The following is a 17,210-nucleotide window of genomic DNA, read 5'->3' on the forward strand; positions in this document are numbered from 1 at the left end:
AAATGAGCAGTAAAGCTCTCCTTGAAGCACGCCATCTTGGCTTTCAAATTGGCGATAAAACATTGATTGATGATATCAGTCTATCCATACAACAACATGAAATGGTTGCTATTATCGGCCCAAATGGTGCGGGAAAATCAACATTACTAAAGTTACTAACGGGATATTCAGCCCCCACGCAAGGCAAGTGTCTATTAGAAGGCCTAGATCTACGTGACTGGCAACACCGTGCACTCGCGAAAAAACGTGCAGTAATGAAGCAGCAGAGCAATTTGTCTTTCGCCTTTACCGTTGAAGATGTCGTCGCTATGGGACGTAGCCCACATGGCTCTGAACACAAACAGCAAGCCATTGAGGAAGTGTTAACACAAACAGATTGCCTTGAACTACGTCAACGTGATTTTCGCCAACTCTCTGGCGGTGAACAACAGCGAGTACAGTTAGCGCGTGTATTGGCTCAAGTCTGGCAACCAACCCCACAACCCGTATGTTTATTTTTAGATGAGCCGACATCAGCCCTTGACCTCTATCATCAGCAACATAGCTTACGCCTACTACACCAGTTAACCCGAGAACGACCCATTGGTGTCTGCTGTGTACTACATGATCTCAACCTCACAGCGTTATACGCTGACCGTATTTATTTGATACATCAAGGTAAACTTGTTGCTGGCGGTACACCTGAACAGGTATTAACAGAAGAAAACCTCACCCAGTGGTATAAAGCTGACTTAGGTATCATTACCCACCCTGAAACAACCACACCACACGTCTACTTGCGCCGCTAATTTCTTTCAGTTTCTTGCAGCGTATTCTGCAAGAAACTGTGTTCTTCGGATGACAACACATGCTCTGATAATGAATTGACTATTTGCGCTAGCATCTTGTTATGAATTAGTTAACACTTTAATTACGATTTTTTACTAATAAAACGAATAACACCAATCATATTATCTTAAAATTATAGATAAAAAAGCATTAACATTTGTGATTATCACATCGGTATTTCCTGTCTATTAAAGCCATTCATCGTTTTTTCCATAGAACTTAAAACAAATTAATTTCTCAACATTTTACTTGGTTAATAAATTCGAATGCATCATACAAAAAAATTGAACAGGGTATTTTTACACGTAAAAATAAACCTAATAAGAACAGCAATAAAATTTATCACATTGATTTAAATAAAAAAATAACATACAATATTGAATGTATAAAACAGTTAGATTGATAAATCCAATCGTATCAATAACCATTCTCACTAAAAAAAAGCACGTTATGCCTATCGATATATCGGAAAAATAGGAAGAATAGACACTAATTTCTTTAGTTATTATTAGTTATTAATGAACAATAACCCATCGTAGTGGGAGGTAAATATGTCTGAGAGTGTAGTTAACGATATTGTTAAATGGCTTGAAAGTCAGTTACAGCGCAATGAAGGTATCAAAATCGACACTATTGCCGATAAGAGTGGTTATTCAAAATGGCATCTACAGCGTGTTTTCAAAGAAATGAAAGGTTGCACGCTTGGCGAATACGTCCGTAAACGTCGTTTATTAGAAGCTGCGAAATCTTTACGTGATGGCAACTTACCGATCCTTGATATTGCTCTGCAATACGGCTTTAGCTCACAAGCGACTTTTACACGTATCTTTAAAAAACATTTTGACATTACACCTGCAAAATTCCGCCAAAACGGTCAAATGCCTGAATGCCAAGAATTTATGTCTTGCAGTTGTAATAATTAAACTTATTTCAGTTCAGTTGTAGAAATATTCGTCATCCCCTTAATACCTTTTATTTCTTTATACTCTAAGTAATTCGAGGGGCAGCTAGGTGGCAAGTGAATGGATCGCTAGGAACACACTTAAGTATGTGACTAGTGTAAAATGAAACTAGTCACCCTACCTAAACAAAAAAAGCTGCAAATTGAAATATGATAAGTATATTTAAGTCTATGTCTGAGTCGGTAGCGATACCGGCTCTTTTTTTAACTTAATTCATGTATCAACCAACCTTCTATATCGACAAGTTGCTCAGCTAATTCAGGCCACATCGTGTGCATTTTTGCTATGAGCTGACGTACGGTCTCTGTTTGATAAACCTGTCCCGTCAGTTGCTCACTTAACCACTCCAGTGGTGACGGATCCAAACTATCCGTGAAAAATTGACAGCGCTTAATTTCCCCTTTTTCAATATCAAAATGGAATTCAATACCACCCCATGGGAAACGTGTATCACTATAATGCGTAAACGCAGGCGCTTGACCAAAATTCCATTCCCAACTGCTTTGCTTAGCGAAGGTTTCACTAAAATTAGGCAGATCAGGCAGCTTCTCAGGTGAAATATATTCAGGTGCTACTGACTCACCATAGTACTCAAAAAAGCTAGCGATAATCCCTTCACAGACTTTTTCGTGGCTGATATCGGATACCAGTTCACATAAATTAGCCACACGAGAACGCACAGAAGTGATCCCTTTAGCCTGTAGTTTTTTAGGATCTGGGTTAAGGTAATCAGCTAAACGATTTAAATCAGAATTAATCAGTAACGTGCCATGATGGAAGCCTCTATCTTTGGTTTCGCGATACGCTGAACCCGATATTTTACGAGGGCCATCAGTGGTATTTAATATGAGATCATTGCGCCCTGAAACTTCCGCTTGAATGCCAACTTTAGCCAATCCATTAACAATAATATTCGTGGAAATACTTTTATCATATTCAGGTTTACCCGCCATAAAAGTAAAGCAGGTATTACCAAGATCTTGAAATACCGCCCCTCCACCGCTACTACGACGAGCTAAACGAACCTTGTCCAATTCCATACGGCGGGTATTGCATTCTTTCCATGGATTCTGTGCGCGGCCTATAACTACAGTATCTGCATTGCGCCATAAAAACATCACTCGTTGGTCTGCTGCCATTTGGCGAAATATGGTTTCTTCAACAGCTAAATTAAACCAAGGGTCAAACGATTCAGAAATAAGTAAACGTAAGCTAGACATGCTGCTACCTTAGTAATAAAAATTGGCATTAAGATAGCATATACTCATCATCCTTCAAGTTGCAGTGCTGTTAACCACGTTCACTCGTACGAGTCACCGATTTATGTAGGCTCCTACACTTGTCGCCTAACTGCAATCTTGAATTATCTAGAGTATAAATAAAGAGGAAATGAAGGCTAGATACGGCGAGCTTGCCAAAACACCTTTCGCCAATACACATTATCCATCGATGAACGGATCACCCCTTTACTGGTTGATGCGTGAATAAATGTATTGTCCGTATCATAAATACCAACATGTAAACCATTCTCACCTGAACCTGTTTTAAAGAAAACTAAATCGCCAGGCATCAAATCTGATTTATCAATACGTGTGCCAAGCTGGGTTTGGTCAACCGTAGTACGTGGTAACTGGATAGCAAAGCGATCATTAAAGGTACGATATACAAAGCCAGAGCAATCAACGCCACTTTGACTCATCCCACCGTAGTTATACGGTGTACCATACCATTGCTCCAACTGGTCTTTTAGCTGAGCAATGGTCATGATTGGGTCAGATAATTGTGTTTTTAATGGCGGCGGCGGGGTTCTTTTAACTGAAGTGGAACATCCCACCAGCACCAGTGAAAATATTATTGGTAAATATCGCCATTTAATTATCATATCGCACCCTGTGGATAAAAAATCAGCACATCAAATTCATCATAGCCGTTAAAATATGAAAAATAAATAATCGCGTCATTAAATTACATTATTTAGTTTTATTGGCTGACCGTTTTGTTGGTCGACTAATTAACCAAACACCGAGAATAATAAATGCGACGCCTCCGGCTTTTAGCCATGTTGCCGGTTCATTATACCAAGGCAAAATAACAGCCAGCAAATACACAAATATATAGCTCAAGCTAATTAATGGGTAAGCTTTATTCAATGGGATTGATTTCAAAGCCAACAACCAACACAGCATAGATAATGCATAACACACTAGACCAATAAACACGATACCTAAACTAACAGCGTTCGCCATTAGCCAATCGAGTTGTAACCAATGCCATCCAAGGGTGAACGAAGGTAGCCCAACTACACCAGCCTTTAAACTCAGCTGAGCAATTGTCACTAACAGTGCACTGCCTACTACCCAAATATAACCTTTATTCATCCACTAATACTCATCAGAAAGATACCGATCATAATCGCTACAACACCTAGCCAATGATCTAGCCCTGTTTTTTCATGATAAACAAATTGACCAATCAAAGTGACTAAAACAAAGTTAATACTGAGCATCGGGTAAGCAATACTTAATGGCATGGTTTCCAAGAGCTTTAACCAAAACAACATGCCCAAACCTAGCATCAACAACGCCAGCACCAACCAACGAATGGCTGATGCTGTTTTATTTTGCTTATCGCCCTGCCAACAAACGACCGCTTGTTTTTGTGCTATTTGGCCAATGCAAGTTAATGCACTGACCAATAATAGTAGTAATAATTGTGCAATCATTGTTTGTGATACACCACAATCGCAATGCGTGAATTACTGATCACCTGATCTGGCTTAGGTATGTCTGGGAGCCCCTCTTTACGACCAAGTAAAAATACCACGGTCACTTGCCCCTCTTGACGTGCTTTGGCTAACCAAGCCGCAAATTGATCGGGTTTGACTAAACGGTGTTGGCTATCTGGATACTCTAAGCCGTAAGTCAGCTCACCACTACTATTATATAAGTAGATATTTGAGTTTTGCGTTTCCCATGCTAGCCCAGCCGCAATTCCGACATTACTTGCCATTAAATATTTGCTATCCATAAGTAAATCATGATTCTGATGGATAAAACTTTGTGGCAGTTTTGAATTAATCGTATTGTTTGGCAATGCACTTCCGATGCATAAACTCACCGCAAGCGAACAAGAGGCTGCCCATAACCAATACTTAGCATTTAACACGGTACATAGGTAACCAATGATACCCCAAATAGAGAAAGCGACGATACCAAGTACCATCTTAGACCATTCATCTGCTTCGTAGAGAGGACGCTTAATAACAGTGCCGGCAATAATAATTGCGATAACCGCTAATACACCAATGGCAATGTTAATAATACCATTCGCTTTTAGCGCTTTCATTTTGCCATTACGCACACAATCCACCCCATACTTCGCCATTAACAATGCTAATGGAGCCATAAACGGTAGCATGTAGGTTGGTAACTTGCCGCGTGAAATACTAAAGAACAACACGGGGACAACAAACCAACACAGTAGGAAAAACATATCAGGGCTTGATTTACGTTCTTTCCATCCTTTACATAATGCGCCTGGAAGCAATCCAACCCATGGAATGGAGCCTAATAAAATAATCGGAATGTAATACCAGAACGGTGCTATATGTTGTGCATCATCAGCAGTGAAACGCTTGATATGTTCAACCCAGAAGAAATAATTCCAATAATCGGGTTCTTGTTTTGCAATAGCCAGTGCCCATGGCAAACTAATTAATACCGCAGAGACAATGGCAAGCGGCCCATACTTGATCATTTCAAGAAAGCGCTTTTGGTATATCGTAATTGGCAGCATTACAATCACTGGAATGGCTAATGCAAGGAACCCTTTGGTCATAAATGCCATGCCACATGCTAAACCGAGACAGATCCATGCCCCCAGTTTTTCTTTTATTCCCCGAGCCTTCATTGCCCATAAACAGCAATACATACTTGCAGCAATCCACAATGACAACATCGGGTCAAGTACGCTATATGTCCCAACAGCAAACACCAAGAACATCGAAACATAGATAAAGCTTGCAACGTAGGCAACATGGTTATTACGCCACATCATTTTAGCCATACGATAGATAAGTAATGCACTCAGCAAAATGCAAAATACAGAACCGAAGCGAACGGCAAAATTAGTTTCACCAAAAATCATTTGGCTAATATTGTTGATCCAATAACCGGCTACGGGTTTTTCAAAGTAGCGAGTGTCCAACATATACGGAACGATCCAATCGCCACGTTGTAACATTTCACGGCTAATTTCTGCATAACGCGTTTCGTCGGGCTGCCAAAGTAAACGGCTATTCAACGGCAGTAAATAAGTTAAGATAAAAAAAAGAGCCAGCAGTGAGGCTCCTATTTTGCTCGCTCGGTTATTCAACATGCTTATACTATCCCTCTTCTTGGCAGCCAAGCCAGCCTTCACGCCCCGGGAATGGTGCTCTCACCACTTTGCCCGTAGGTAGTGTGTTGATGTCTTCTGGCAATAAATCACTTAATGTACAGAATTGGATTTCTTCTTGAGTAATTCGTTCCAATAATTGTGAAAATTGTTCTGATTTAGACATTCCTTCAACCTCAGTATGGATAGTGTAAACCGGAACACCTTGATCCTCTTTTATCGCTTGCAAGATAAAATCATTAAAAGCTTCATCACTGACCACGGTGCCGACCACTTCATCATAAGTTGGTAAGGTCACAGGGATCTGCACAGTCCCTATCGAACCATCACGTAAGATCGGTCTAAATGGATATTGCCCACGGCAATCACTATTGTAACTGAAACCAAACTTTTGTTTAACTTCAAGTACTCGCTCATCGCCACGCCATCCCGCAACCGCAGAACACATTACTGGCTGCCCTGTTGCCTTTTGTAATGCATCAACACCAAGCTTCACTTGCTCAGCGAGTTGAGCCTCACTCCACTTAGCCACCTTCGCTTGCCAGCCTTGGTGATCCCATGCATGCAATCCAACTTCATGGCCTTCATCTAACGTTTGCTTCATTAAATAACCTAAATCTTTGGCTATTTTTTTACCCGGCCAAGCCGTACCCGCCAATAAGATATCGAGTCCATATAAAGAGGCAGCGTTAGATCTCAGCATTTTCCACAGGAATTTAGGACGCAAAAGGCGCCATAAATGGCGCCCCATATTATCGGGTCCTACACTGAAGAAAAAGCTGGCCTGAATGTTGTGCTGTTTCAGCACTTTGAGTAATTGTGGAACGCCTTTCAATGTACCTTGATAGGTATCCACATCAATTCTCAAGCCAACTTTTTTCATTAGTCTTTATCACCTAACTCTTCAACAGCACCTTGTAGGAAGAAATCTAATGTCTCTTCGATGGTATCTTTCATGTCGATGCTCGGAACCCAGTTTAATAAACGACGTGCGTTTTCAACACTTGGTTTACGATGTTCAACATCTTGATAGCCTTGACCATAGTAGCTGCTGCTTTCGATTTCACGGAAGCCTGCAAATGGCGGGAATTTTCCACGTTGTGGGTGCTTTTCAAAGCTTTCAAGCAACATTTCCGCTAACTCACGAATACTTGCTTCGTTAGTTGGGTTACCAATGTTGATGATTTGGCCATCACATTTACCGTCTTTGTTTTCGATAATGCGGAACAGCGCTTCAATACCGTCTTTAATGTCAGTAAAGCAACGTTTCTGTGCACCACCATCAACCAGTTTAATTGGTGAACCTTCAACTAAGTTGAGGATCAACTGAGTGATTGCACGCGAACTACCAATACGAGCAGAATTCAAGCTGTCCAAACGAGGCCCCATCCAGTTAAATGGACGGAATAAGGTGAATTTTAGACCTTCTTTCGCACCATATGCCCAGATCACTCGGTCTAACAGCTGTTTAGATACAGAGTAAATCCAACGTTGCTTATTGATTGGACCAACAATCAGACGTGATTCGTCTTCATCAAACTCTTTATCATCACACATACCATAAACTTCTGAAGTTGATGGGAAGATGATACGTTTGTTGTATTTCACACAGTAGCGAACCACTTTCAAGTTTTCTTCGAAGTCTAATTCGAATACACGCAGTGGGTTACGGGTATATTCGATTGGTGTTGCAATCGCTACTAGCGGCAGAATAACGTCACATTTTTTAATGTGGTATTCAATCCACTCAGTATGAATGCTCACGTCACCTTCGATAAAGTGGAAACGTGGGTTACCAATAAAGCGTTCAATCGCAGACGAACCAATATCCATACCATAGATATCGTAGTTGCCGTCTTTTAACAGGCGCTCAGTCAAGTGGTTACCGATAAAGCCGTTAACACCAAGGATCAGAACACGTGTACGACGTTTTACTTGAGCGGTAGGTTTCGCACCAACACGCACGTCAGTCACAATCCCCATCTCGTTAGCAAGACGGTTACCTTGCATGTACAAACCTGTTTCGCTTTGACCGCTAACCACTTCAATCGCACCTTGACCACAAGCGATACGTAGTGGATCGCTAGACAGTACGGTACCAGCCGCTTTACCTTGGTTATCATCTAAAACGCGAGCGCGCCAAATGATCATTTTACGAGCACCCAAATAGGTGAACGCACCTGGATACGGTTCAGTTACAGCACGGATCAGACAGTTAACTTCTGTCGCAGAACGGCTCCAATCAATCAGGCCATCTTCAGCTGTACGACGCCCGAAATAGCTTGCTTGGCTCTCATCTTGAGCTGTCGTCTGGTAGTTGCCTGCTTCAATCAGTGGTAGAGTTTTATCTAATAACACTTCTGCAGCTTCACGCACTTTAGCATGCAGAGTCAGCGCAGTGTCAGTATCAGTGATCGCCACTTTTTCTTGCGCAACAATCTCGCCAGCATCCGCTTTAGCAACCATTTTGTGCAGAGTCACACCGGTTTCGTGCTCACCGTTTAGTAGTGCCCAATTAATTGGCGCACGACCACGGTATTTTGGCAATAAAGAGCCGTGTAGGTTAAACGCGCCTTTCGGTGCCAACGCTAACAGTTCTTCACTCAGCATGTCACGATAGTAGAATGAGAAAATAACATCTGGTTTCAATTCGCGAATACGTTCAATCCACAATGGGTGATTGACGTTTTCTGGCGCGTAAACAGGAAGTTCCATGTCCGCGCTGACACGCGCTACTGAAGAGTAAAAGTGGTTTTCGTTAGGATCATCAGTGTGAGTAAATACCGCCTGAATATCGAAACCTGCTTTTTTAAGCGCTTTCAGCCCTACACAGCCAATATCATGATAGGCAAAAACAATAGCTTTCATTAGTTTTCTTCCTGATTTTTGTCAGTCTTAGCATCCGCACCGACGACTTTTTGAATAAAATAACGGGGTCTCGCACGCACATCATTATAGATCCTGCCGATATACTCACCAAGCAGCCCCATAGCGACAAATTGTGCGCCGATAAACATAAAGAGTATTGCAAACAGTGTGAACACGCCATCCGCTGCCCATGTTGCGCCAAAAAGCAAACGTAATACGATCAACAACACTGCTAATAAGAAACCGCCTGCTGCAATAATACTACCAACTACACTTAATAAACGCAGAGGCGCTGTAGTTAAGCAAGTCAGCAGGTCATACATTAAATTAATCAGCTTCATAAAGCTGTATTTTGAATCACCAAACTCACGTTCAGCATGCGCTACATCAATTTCAATCGTTCTACGCGCAAAAGTATTCGCTAAAATAGGAATAAATGTGCTTCGTTCATGGCATTGCAGCATCGCATCAATAATATGACGACGGTATGCACGTAACATACAACCATAATCACCCATCGAACGACCGGTCGCTTTCGTGATCATCGCATTAATCATTTTAGACGCCGTTTTACGGAACCACGAATCTTGACGATTAGCACGACGAGTCCCAACAACATCATAACCTTGAGCCGCAGTTTGCACTAAACGAGGTATCTCTTCTGGAGGGTTTTGCAAATCTGCATCCAGTGTAATCACTAAATCACCGTCTGCTTGATTGAAACCAGCCATAATTGCAGAATGCTGCCCATAGTTACGATTCAGAATGATCGCGATAACATGGTTATCAGGATTTTCTGCGGCTTCAGTCAACATTTTCGCTGAACGATCGCTGCTGCCATCATCAACTAAAATCAGCTCATAAGCCTGAGTTAATTGTTTACAGGACTTGATGGTACGCTCAAGCAACTGAGGAAGACTTTGCTCTTCATTATAAACAGGGATCACAACAGAGACTTTTTTAATCTCTTCAAATTCATCTACAAATGACACTATTTTGACTCCAAAAGGATTTCATTTATCGCTTTAACTACCCGATCAACATCTGCATCAGACATATCAGGGAAGAGAGGCAGTGAACAAAGCGTTGCTGTGTTCCATTCTGACTCTGCGAGTGAGAGTTCTGGGTACTTCTCACGGTAATATTTTTGCGTATGTGCAGCACGGAAATGCAAGCCAGTACCAATATCATACGCTTTTAGTTTTTCCATAAAAGTATCACGATCGATACCACACACAGTTTTGTCAACACGCACCATAAATAAGTGGTTAGCATGTAAATGAGGATATTCAGGTACTGACAGCATTTGCAGCGGTGAATCTTTTAATGCTTCACGATAACGAGCAACGAGCTGTGCACGTCGTTGGTTCATTTCTTCAACACGAGACAATTGAACCACCGCTATCGCAGCATGAATATCTGACAAGTTATATTTTAACCCAGGTTCAACCACTTCAGCTTGTGGTTTTCTGCCTTGCATTTGTCGATCAAAGGCGTCAACACCTAAACCATGGAATTTTAATGTACGAACACGCTGGGCTAATTCATCATCATCAGTAACCACTAAGCCGCCTTCGGCACAAGTCACATTTTTGATTGCATGGAAAGAAAAGATAGCAGTGCCATGTTGACCGACCCACTCATCTTTATAACGAGTGCCTACTGCGTGGGCAGCATCCTCAATCAGTACCACACCTGCTTTTTGTGCGATAGCGCGTAATGCGTCTAAATCACAAGGAGCACCTGCATAGTGTACAGGAATTATCGCTTTCGTTTTCGCAGTAAGCGCTTTCTCTACCGCATCAGGTTGCATCATAAGCGTGTCACGATCGACATCAATCATCACGGGTGTTGCACCTAATAGCTCAATCATATTGATGGTGGATACCCACGTTTGTGATGGTGTTATCACCTCATCACCAGGGCCTATCCCCAACGCCATTAAAACAACATGCATACCTGCGGTTGCTGAAGTAAGGGCAATTGCATGTTTACAACCATAACGTTTGCAAAAGTCTTCTTCTAACTGATGATTCTGTGGGCCTGTGGTGATCCAGCCTGAACGCAGAACTTTCTCTACTGCCTTAACCTCTTCGTCACCGATTGCCGGTTTTGAAAACGGAAGGAAATTGCTCATATAGTTTGTAGCCTAATTTTTATTAAGAATAGAGTATTCTAGTTAAAGTTACTTTAACCGAACATCAACACCTGAAAACATTTCTTATATCGTAAACCACAACGAAACCGTCGATTAAAACAATTTTTGAGTTACTCGTCAAAATTAATTACTTGCCAAAACCTATTTTCATCATTTGGACTTAAACGGACTTTACCTGCAAATATTTCAGAAAGATTACACTCGTTCATAACTTGCTCAGGTTTACCTGAAAAGATAATTTCACCTTTTTTTAACATCCAAACTTTATCTGCATATTTATATGCGTGACTCAAGTTATGGTCACTCATTATAACCGTTCCTTGGCAATCACAAAAATATTTCACCCATTTATCTAACATTGATTGCTGAATAATATCTAAATTGTTCGTTGGCTCATCAAATAGGATAAATTTTCCACTCAGATCTTGACCATCCCACACCTGTAAAAACGCGGCAATAATGCGTACTCTTTGCCACTCACCACCGGATAACTGATTGATAGGCTTCAATAATAGAGCGCCAAGTTGAAAATCATGGCATAAACTATCAAATAACGACGAACTAAAGTCAGTCGCTAAATGAAACAACGCTAAATACTGAAATACTTTTAAAATAGGTTGGTGAGGGACTAATTGGGGGAAATAGGCTCGCTGTTGGCTCAGCTCTTGAGTTGAATAGCTAACTATATCTTGCCCATTCACTTTAAGTTGTCCGGTAGAAAATAAAAAACCACTTATTCCATTTAATAATGTGCTTTTACCTGAACCATTTGCACCTAATAAATAAATTTTCTCACCGGCAAATACACTCTCATTGATATTATGTAAACGGTTACCAATACTGAACTGTACTAATTCAATCACTGGAGGTAATTTCCCCATCTATTTTACCTCCATTGATTATTACGGATTAACAGCCAAATAAAAATAGGTGCCCCTAACGTTGCTGTGATCACCCCTATAGGGATTTCGGCATTTGCGATTAATGTTCTTGAAACGATATCAGCCAGTAGCAATCCCCCTGCTCCTGCGAATGCACATCCGGGCAATAAAGTACGATTATCTGTTAGCCCCGCTAATCGTAAAATATGCGGAACGACCAAACCAATAAAGCTAATAGCTCCTGCAATCGCCACACTTAAACCAACTAATACACCTGTTACGATAATCAAAGCTAATCGCCAGCGATGCAGAGAAACCCCCAATTGATAGGCTTGCAATGAGCCTAGCGACAAGTAATTGAGGATATTACCTTGGAAGATAGCCCATAGTAAGAATGGTAAACATGCGATAACTAAGCCAAATTGACGCCAATCGATACCACTAAAACTGCCCATCATCCAGTAAAGCAACTGACGTAAATCCAAACTGCTACTGATATACACCATCCATGTCATTATCGCGCCGCAGATCACGCCAAGTGCCACTCCCACCAGCAGCAAGCTGGCATTGTTAAAATGCTTTCGACGAGCAAAGAAAAGCAAAATCGAGGTTAACAGCAGTGCACCAATAATCGCACCAACGCTGATTAGCCAATATTGCGTCACCCCGTTGGATAATAACACTACCAAAACCACGGCAACCCCAGAACCATTACTGATCCCAAGAAGCCCGGGCTCTGCCAATGGATTTTCAAATAACGCTTGCATGATCGCACCAGTAACAGCTAATGCTGCACCAATGGTGATTACCGCCAGTAGCCGAGGAAAACGAATTTGCCAAACAAACAATTGAGCACTTTCACTACCCCATTGGTTTGGCCAAAGCTGAATTTCACCCACACTCAGTGCCACCACTGAAATAATCATCAAAAAAATCATTAACATAATAATTAATCGCACATCAGAGCGCAGTTGCTGTTTTTGAAGATTTAATAAGTGATTATTCATTAGGTTAATAATATTTTAAAAAAAGAGGTCAGCAGACTAATTATAGCTATTTATGAAAGTAATACGCTATCCATCAATCTAGGATACTCATAATTTCTTCAACTATAAAACGAAAGGAACTTTATGAGCATTGATATTAAAGCAAATAATACGAATAACGAGTACCAACACAAAACTTACAGCGCTTCAGAGACAACAAATCCGTTTTCTGTCAAACCAGCGCCTAGCATGTTTTCAAGATGTATAACCGCTATCTCGAACATCGCTACATCAATCTACTATACCATCAGTGGCAAAAAACCTTTCACCACTTTTGAGAACCCATCATATCGAAAAGAAGAAAACCTATTCATTAAATTTAAATCTATGATCCAAAATATTGAAATACCAACTCAAGAAGAAATCAATACGTTTAATCGGTTAACAAAAATTTGGGATTTTATTCTGAAAGAAAGTAATAATACTTGTGAAGATCATCAAAAAACGCCGATGTTCCTTGAGCCCAATATTAAGGATTTACCACCTGATTTACAAAAGCTAGTGCCATCTATGTGTGAAATACTCGCGCAAAAAGAAAAGTATAACCAAAGCGAAAAAGATTTAGCGCGCCTTATTGCACCAGTTTTGCAGCATGATCTCCCAGAAACATTTAAGGAGTATGAAGAACAGCGCGATTGCGATATTCAATATATTCAGCATATTATCGCCTCAGAATATGACAAATATAAACAAAAAATGGCGAAGGTGTCTCCAATCTATACCGCCAATAAAAAAGCTATCGATGAGGATGGTGCTTTATCAGCAAATGAAAAAATTCAACTTCACAAAATAAATTACTTAGTTACTGTGTTAATTTCTGAACCACAATACCTACAACAAGGGTGGGTATTTCGCCAATCTGGCACTCTAAAACACACAACTACACTAATAGACAGCATTGATACTCAAAAGCCACTCAACTTATTCCACTTAGAAAAATTCGAATCCAAATCAAACTTAGCAATTAGCGCGATGAAAGAATTACAAAATAAATTCTTAGACAAAAATAAAACTGAGAAACATAAATTACTTAAACAATTATCTGAATTTGAAACAAACGGCAACATAAGAGCACTCTCTGATTTAGATCACCTCACACGCATTTATATACCTTTATACCGAGAGATTATCAACAATCAAGAAAGCAACCAAATGGACACAAATAATGTCGTACAGATTGCCGCATCACGATACCAATACACTCGAAATTCACTACAGGATACTAGCTGGTTAGAACCGGCAACTCACCTCATGGAAAAATTAATCAGTAGAGAATTAAGCATAATCTCATGAGCACACTCATTAAACGCATAAAATAATCAATGCTACTAATAAAACAAAAGACCGCCTAGGCGGTCTTTTATCAGCACAAAAAAGTGCTATTACTCTTTTGGTGTTGCTTTTTCCACACGGCTTTTTAATTTTTGGCCAGGGCGGAAGGTCACAACGCGGCGGGCAGTAATTGGAATATCTTCCCCAGTTTTTGGGTTACGACCGGGACGTTGATTTTTATCACGTAAATCAAAGTTACCGAATCCAGATAATTTTACTTGCTCACCATTTTCTAAGGAAAGGCGAACCTCTTCAAAGAAAGTTTCGACAAGGTCTTTAGCATCACGTTTGCTAACACCCAGTTTTTCAAACAAATTTTCTGACATTTCAGCTTTAGTAAGCGCCATAGGTTTAGTCCCTCAAGGAGGCTTGGAATCGCTGTTTTAACGCAGCAACACACAGATCAACGGTCGCGGTTATCTCTTCTTCTTCCATAGTACGCGCGGTATCTTGGAAGACAAGACTGATAGCAAGACTCTTATAACCATCTGCTATCCCTTCACCACAATACACATCAAACAAGTTTATGCCAACTATATGATTTATGCCAATTTTTTTACACTCTGCCAGAACATCTGCTGCAGCTACACTTTCTGGCACAACAACTGCGATGTCACGACGGTTCGATGGATAGCGTGAAATCGCCTTTGCATCAGGGATCACACGTTGTGCTATCGCATCACAGCGAACCTCAAATACGACGGTTCGACCATTCAAATCGAGTTTACGTTCTAGTTCTGGATGAACAACACCAATAATACCAATATGTTCATTTTCCAGATAAATCCCAGCACTTTGCCCAGGATGTAACGCTGGATGTGCTTCAGCTTTAAATGTAATTTGATTCAGTTTGCCAGTCAATTCCAAAACAGCTTCAAGATCACCTTTTAAATCAAAGAAATCCACAATTTGTTTATCTAATGACCAATGCTCTTCAAATTTGTTACCTGCGATCACACCTGCCAACATAGCTTCTTGGCGAATTTGATATTCTGCTTGATTATCAGGGATAAAACGCAGACCTGTCTCAAATAAACGAATTCTACTTTGTTGACGATTCTGATTATAGACTACAGTGGTTAAAAGACCGGTTAAAAGTGACAAACGCATTGCTGACATATCAGCTGAGATAGGATTTGGTAACACTAATGCTTCTTGCTCAGGGTGCAGCAGAGACTGTACTTTCGGGTCAACAAAGCTGTAAGTAATCGCTTCTTGATATCCACGGTCAACTAACATCGCTTTAACACGCTTCAAAGGCAAATCAGCTTCTTGGTGCTTAGTCATAATTAAATCAGCACGCAGAGGAACATCTGGAATGCTGTTATAACCATAAACACGCGCAACTTCTTCAACCAAATCTTCTTCGATTTGCATATCAAAGCGCCAACTCGGTGCTACCACATCCCAGCGGCCTTCTGAAACCTTCACTTGGCAACCTAAGCGAGATAAAATATCAGTGACTACATCATCCGCAATCACATGACCAATCAGACGGTCTAACTTCTGACGAGTCAGGGTAATATTGGCCGCTTTAGGTAAATGTGCCGCACTGGAAACGTCAATGACTTCGCCTGCTTCACCACCACAAATATCAAGGATCAGTTGTGTGGCACGCTCCATAGCCTTGAATTGTAATTCAGGGTCAACACCGCGCTCAAAACGGTGTGAAGCATCAGTATGTAACCCATGATGACGCGCACGACCTGTGATTGATAATGGATTAAAAAATGCACATTCTAATAGAACATTTTTCGTATCGCTATTAACACCTGAGTACTCACCACCAAAAATACCCGCAATACCAAGTGCTTTTTGTTCATCAGCAATCACTAACGTATCAGATTTTAATGTTGCTTCGCTACCATCTAACAGAACTAATTTCTCGTCCTGTTTTGCCATACGAACAACAATGGCTCCATTTAGGCGATCAAGATCGTAAGCATGTTGAGGCTGCCCTAACTCAAGTAATACATAGTTAGTGATATCAACAACAGCATCAATTGAACGGACGCCACCACGGCGCAGCTTCTCTTTCATCCATAATGGAGTTGGTGCTGATACATCAATATTTTTGATCACACGACCTAGAAAACGCGGACATGCTTCTGGCGCTTCAACGCGAATAGGGAATGAATCTGCGATTGTAGCTTTGACAGCCTCAATTTTAGGCTCTTGCAACTGCTGTTTATTAATCACCGCCACATCACGCGCAACACCTAAAATACTTAAACAGTCTGCACGGTTAGGGGTAATACTAATTTCGATAATACTGTCATCAAATTTTAAATAATCGCGTAAGTCAGTACCAATCGGAGCATCTAAAGGTAGCTCAATAATGCCGCTATGATCGTCAGAAATACCCAGCTCAGAGTAAGAGCACAACATACCTTCTGACGGCTCACCACGCAGTTTTGCCGCTTTGATTTTAAAATCGCCCGGTAAAACAGCACCAACAGTCGCTACAGCAACTTTTAAGCCTTGACGGCAATTTGGCGCACCACAAACGATATCGAGTAGGCGTTCACCACCTACATTAACCTTAGTTACACGCAATTTATCTGCATTTGGGTGTTGGCCACATTCAACCACTTCACCGACTACTACACCATTAAACTGCCCTGCCACCGGTTCAACACCATCTACTTCCAAACCGGCCATTGTGATTTGTTCTGATAATGCTTCACTGCTAATGGCTGGATTTACCCATTCGCGTAACCAGAGTTCACTGAATTTCATG

General features: G+C 41.0%; 17 protein-coding genes. 4 read left to right on the plus strand and 13 right to left on the minus strand.

The window, feature by feature from the left end; all coding sequences use genetic code 11:
* The first annotated feature begins 2 nt into the window (after positions 1–2).
* From JI723_RS11820 to JI723_RS11825, 3 genes are all read left to right on the plus strand, one after another.
* On the plus strand, positions 3–788 hold the full coding sequence (locus JI723_RS11820) for a heme ABC transporter ATP-binding protein (protein WP_140179114.1): 786 nt from the start codon (positions 3–5) through the stop codon (positions 786–788).
* Positions 789–1,123: 335 nt separating this feature from the next.
* Positions 1,124–1,231, plus strand: coding sequence for a hypothetical protein (locus JI723_RS19920; RefSeq protein WP_420704855.1), 108 nt, complete (start codon positions 1,124–1,126; stop codon positions 1,229–1,231).
* 148 nt (positions 1,232–1,379) lie between these two features.
* The gene (locus JI723_RS11825; protein ID WP_070929058.1) at positions 1,380–1,751 is read left to right on the plus strand and encodes a helix-turn-helix domain-containing protein; all 372 of its coding nucleotides are present in this window, start codon (positions 1,380–1,382) and stop codon (positions 1,749–1,751) included.
* A 242-nt stretch (positions 1,752–1,993) separates the two neighbouring features.
* Here JI723_RS11825 and JI723_RS11830 read toward each other — a convergent pair whose 3' ends face one another.
* From JI723_RS11830 to btuC, 11 genes are all read right to left on the minus strand, one after another.
* Positions 1,994–3,010, minus strand: a complete 1,017-nt coding sequence (locus JI723_RS11830; RefSeq protein WP_140179112.1) for a lipoate--protein ligase — start codon at positions 3,008–3,010, stop codon at positions 1,994–1,996.
* 176 nt (positions 3,011–3,186) lie between these two features.
* Positions 3,187–3,672, minus strand: a complete 486-nt coding sequence (locus JI723_RS11835; RefSeq protein ID WP_070925440.1) for a C40 family peptidase — start codon at positions 3,670–3,672, stop codon at positions 3,187–3,189.
* A gap of 88 nt (positions 3,673–3,760) precedes the next feature.
* Positions 3,761–4,168, minus strand: a complete 408-nt coding sequence (gene arnF / locus JI723_RS11840; RefSeq protein ID WP_140179110.1) for a 4-amino-4-deoxy-L-arabinose-phosphoundecaprenol flippase subunit ArnF — start codon at positions 4,166–4,168, stop codon at positions 3,761–3,763.
* Positions 4,165–4,512 carry a 4-amino-4-deoxy-L-arabinose-phosphoundecaprenol flippase subunit ArnE gene (gene arnE, locus JI723_RS11845; protein WP_070925441.1) on the minus strand — a complete coding sequence of 116 codons (348 nt, stop codon included), beginning with the start codon at positions 4,510–4,512 and terminating at the stop codon, positions 4,165–4,167. Before arnE ends, arnF begins: the two co-directional genes overlap by 4 nt.
* Complete coding sequence (gene arnT, locus JI723_RS11850; protein ID WP_070925442.1) at positions 4,509–6,167, minus strand: lipid IV(A) 4-amino-4-deoxy-L-arabinosyltransferase; 1,659 nt, start codon at positions 6,165–6,167, stop codon at positions 4,509–4,511. The genes arnE and arnT overlap by 4 nt, the downstream gene beginning before the upstream one ends.
* 7 nt (positions 6,168–6,174) lie before the next feature.
* Positions 6,175–7,068, minus strand: coding sequence for a 4-deoxy-4-formamido-L-arabinose-phosphoundecaprenol deformylase (arnD, locus tag JI723_RS11855; protein ID WP_070925443.1), 894 nt, complete (start codon positions 7,066–7,068; stop codon positions 6,175–6,177).
* Complete coding sequence (gene arnA, locus JI723_RS11860; RefSeq protein WP_070925444.1) at positions 7,068–9,053, minus strand: bifunctional UDP-4-amino-4-deoxy-L-arabinose formyltransferase/UDP-glucuronic acid oxidase ArnA; 1,986 nt, start codon at positions 9,051–9,053, stop codon at positions 7,068–7,070. Before arnA ends, arnD begins: the two co-directional genes overlap by 1 nt.
* Positions 9,053–10,045, minus strand: coding sequence for an undecaprenyl-phosphate 4-deoxy-4-formamido-L-arabinose transferase (gene arnC, locus JI723_RS11865; RefSeq protein WP_070925445.1), 993 nt, complete (start codon positions 10,043–10,045; stop codon positions 9,053–9,055). Before arnC ends, arnA begins: the two co-directional genes overlap by 1 nt.
* Positions 10,045–11,190 carry a UDP-4-amino-4-deoxy-L-arabinose aminotransferase gene (arnB, locus tag JI723_RS11870; RefSeq protein ID WP_337979394.1) on the minus strand — a complete coding sequence of 382 codons (1,146 nt, stop codon included), beginning with the start codon at positions 11,188–11,190 and terminating at the stop codon, positions 10,045–10,047. The genes arnC and arnB overlap by 1 nt, the downstream gene beginning before the upstream one ends.
* Positions 11,191–11,321: 131 nt before the next feature.
* On the minus strand, positions 11,322–12,092 hold the full coding sequence (locus JI723_RS11875; RefSeq protein ID WP_337979395.1) for a vitamin B12 ABC transporter ATP-binding protein BtuD: 771 nt from the start codon (positions 12,090–12,092) through the stop codon (positions 11,322–11,324).
* Between the two features lie 5 nt (positions 12,093–12,097).
* A complete protein-coding gene (gene btuC, locus JI723_RS11880) occupies positions 12,098–13,099 on the minus strand; it encodes a vitamin B12 ABC transporter permease BtuC (RefSeq protein ID WP_272579700.1) in 1,002 nt (333 codons plus the stop codon).
* A gap of 123 nt (positions 13,100–13,222) precedes the next feature.
* Between btuC and JI723_RS11885 the strand changes: the two genes are divergently transcribed.
* Positions 13,223–14,431 carry a hypothetical protein gene (locus tag JI723_RS11885; protein ID WP_337979396.1) on the plus strand — a complete coding sequence of 403 codons (1,209 nt, stop codon included), beginning with the start codon at positions 13,223–13,225 and terminating at the stop codon, positions 14,429–14,431.
* 89 nt (positions 14,432–14,520) lie between these two features.
* Here the strand turns inward: JI723_RS11885 and ihfA are convergent, their stop codons facing one another.
* Together ihfA and pheT are read right to left on the minus strand one after the other, a co-directional pair.
* Complete coding sequence (ihfA, locus tag JI723_RS11890; RefSeq protein ID WP_004263721.1) at positions 14,521–14,817, minus strand: integration host factor subunit alpha; 297 nt, start codon at positions 14,815–14,817, stop codon at positions 14,521–14,523.
* Between the two features lie 4 nt (positions 14,818–14,821).
* Positions 14,822–17,209, minus strand: a complete 2,388-nt coding sequence (gene pheT / locus JI723_RS11895; RefSeq protein WP_070925450.1) for a phenylalanine--tRNA ligase subunit beta — start codon at positions 17,207–17,209, stop codon at positions 14,822–14,824.
* Position 17,210 lies beyond the last annotated feature (1 nt).

The sequence above is a fragment of the Providencia manganoxydans genome (assembly GCF_016618195.1).
In the GTDB taxonomy this organism is placed as follows: Bacteria; Pseudomonadota; Gammaproteobacteria; order Enterobacterales; family Enterobacteriaceae; genus Providencia; species Providencia manganoxydans.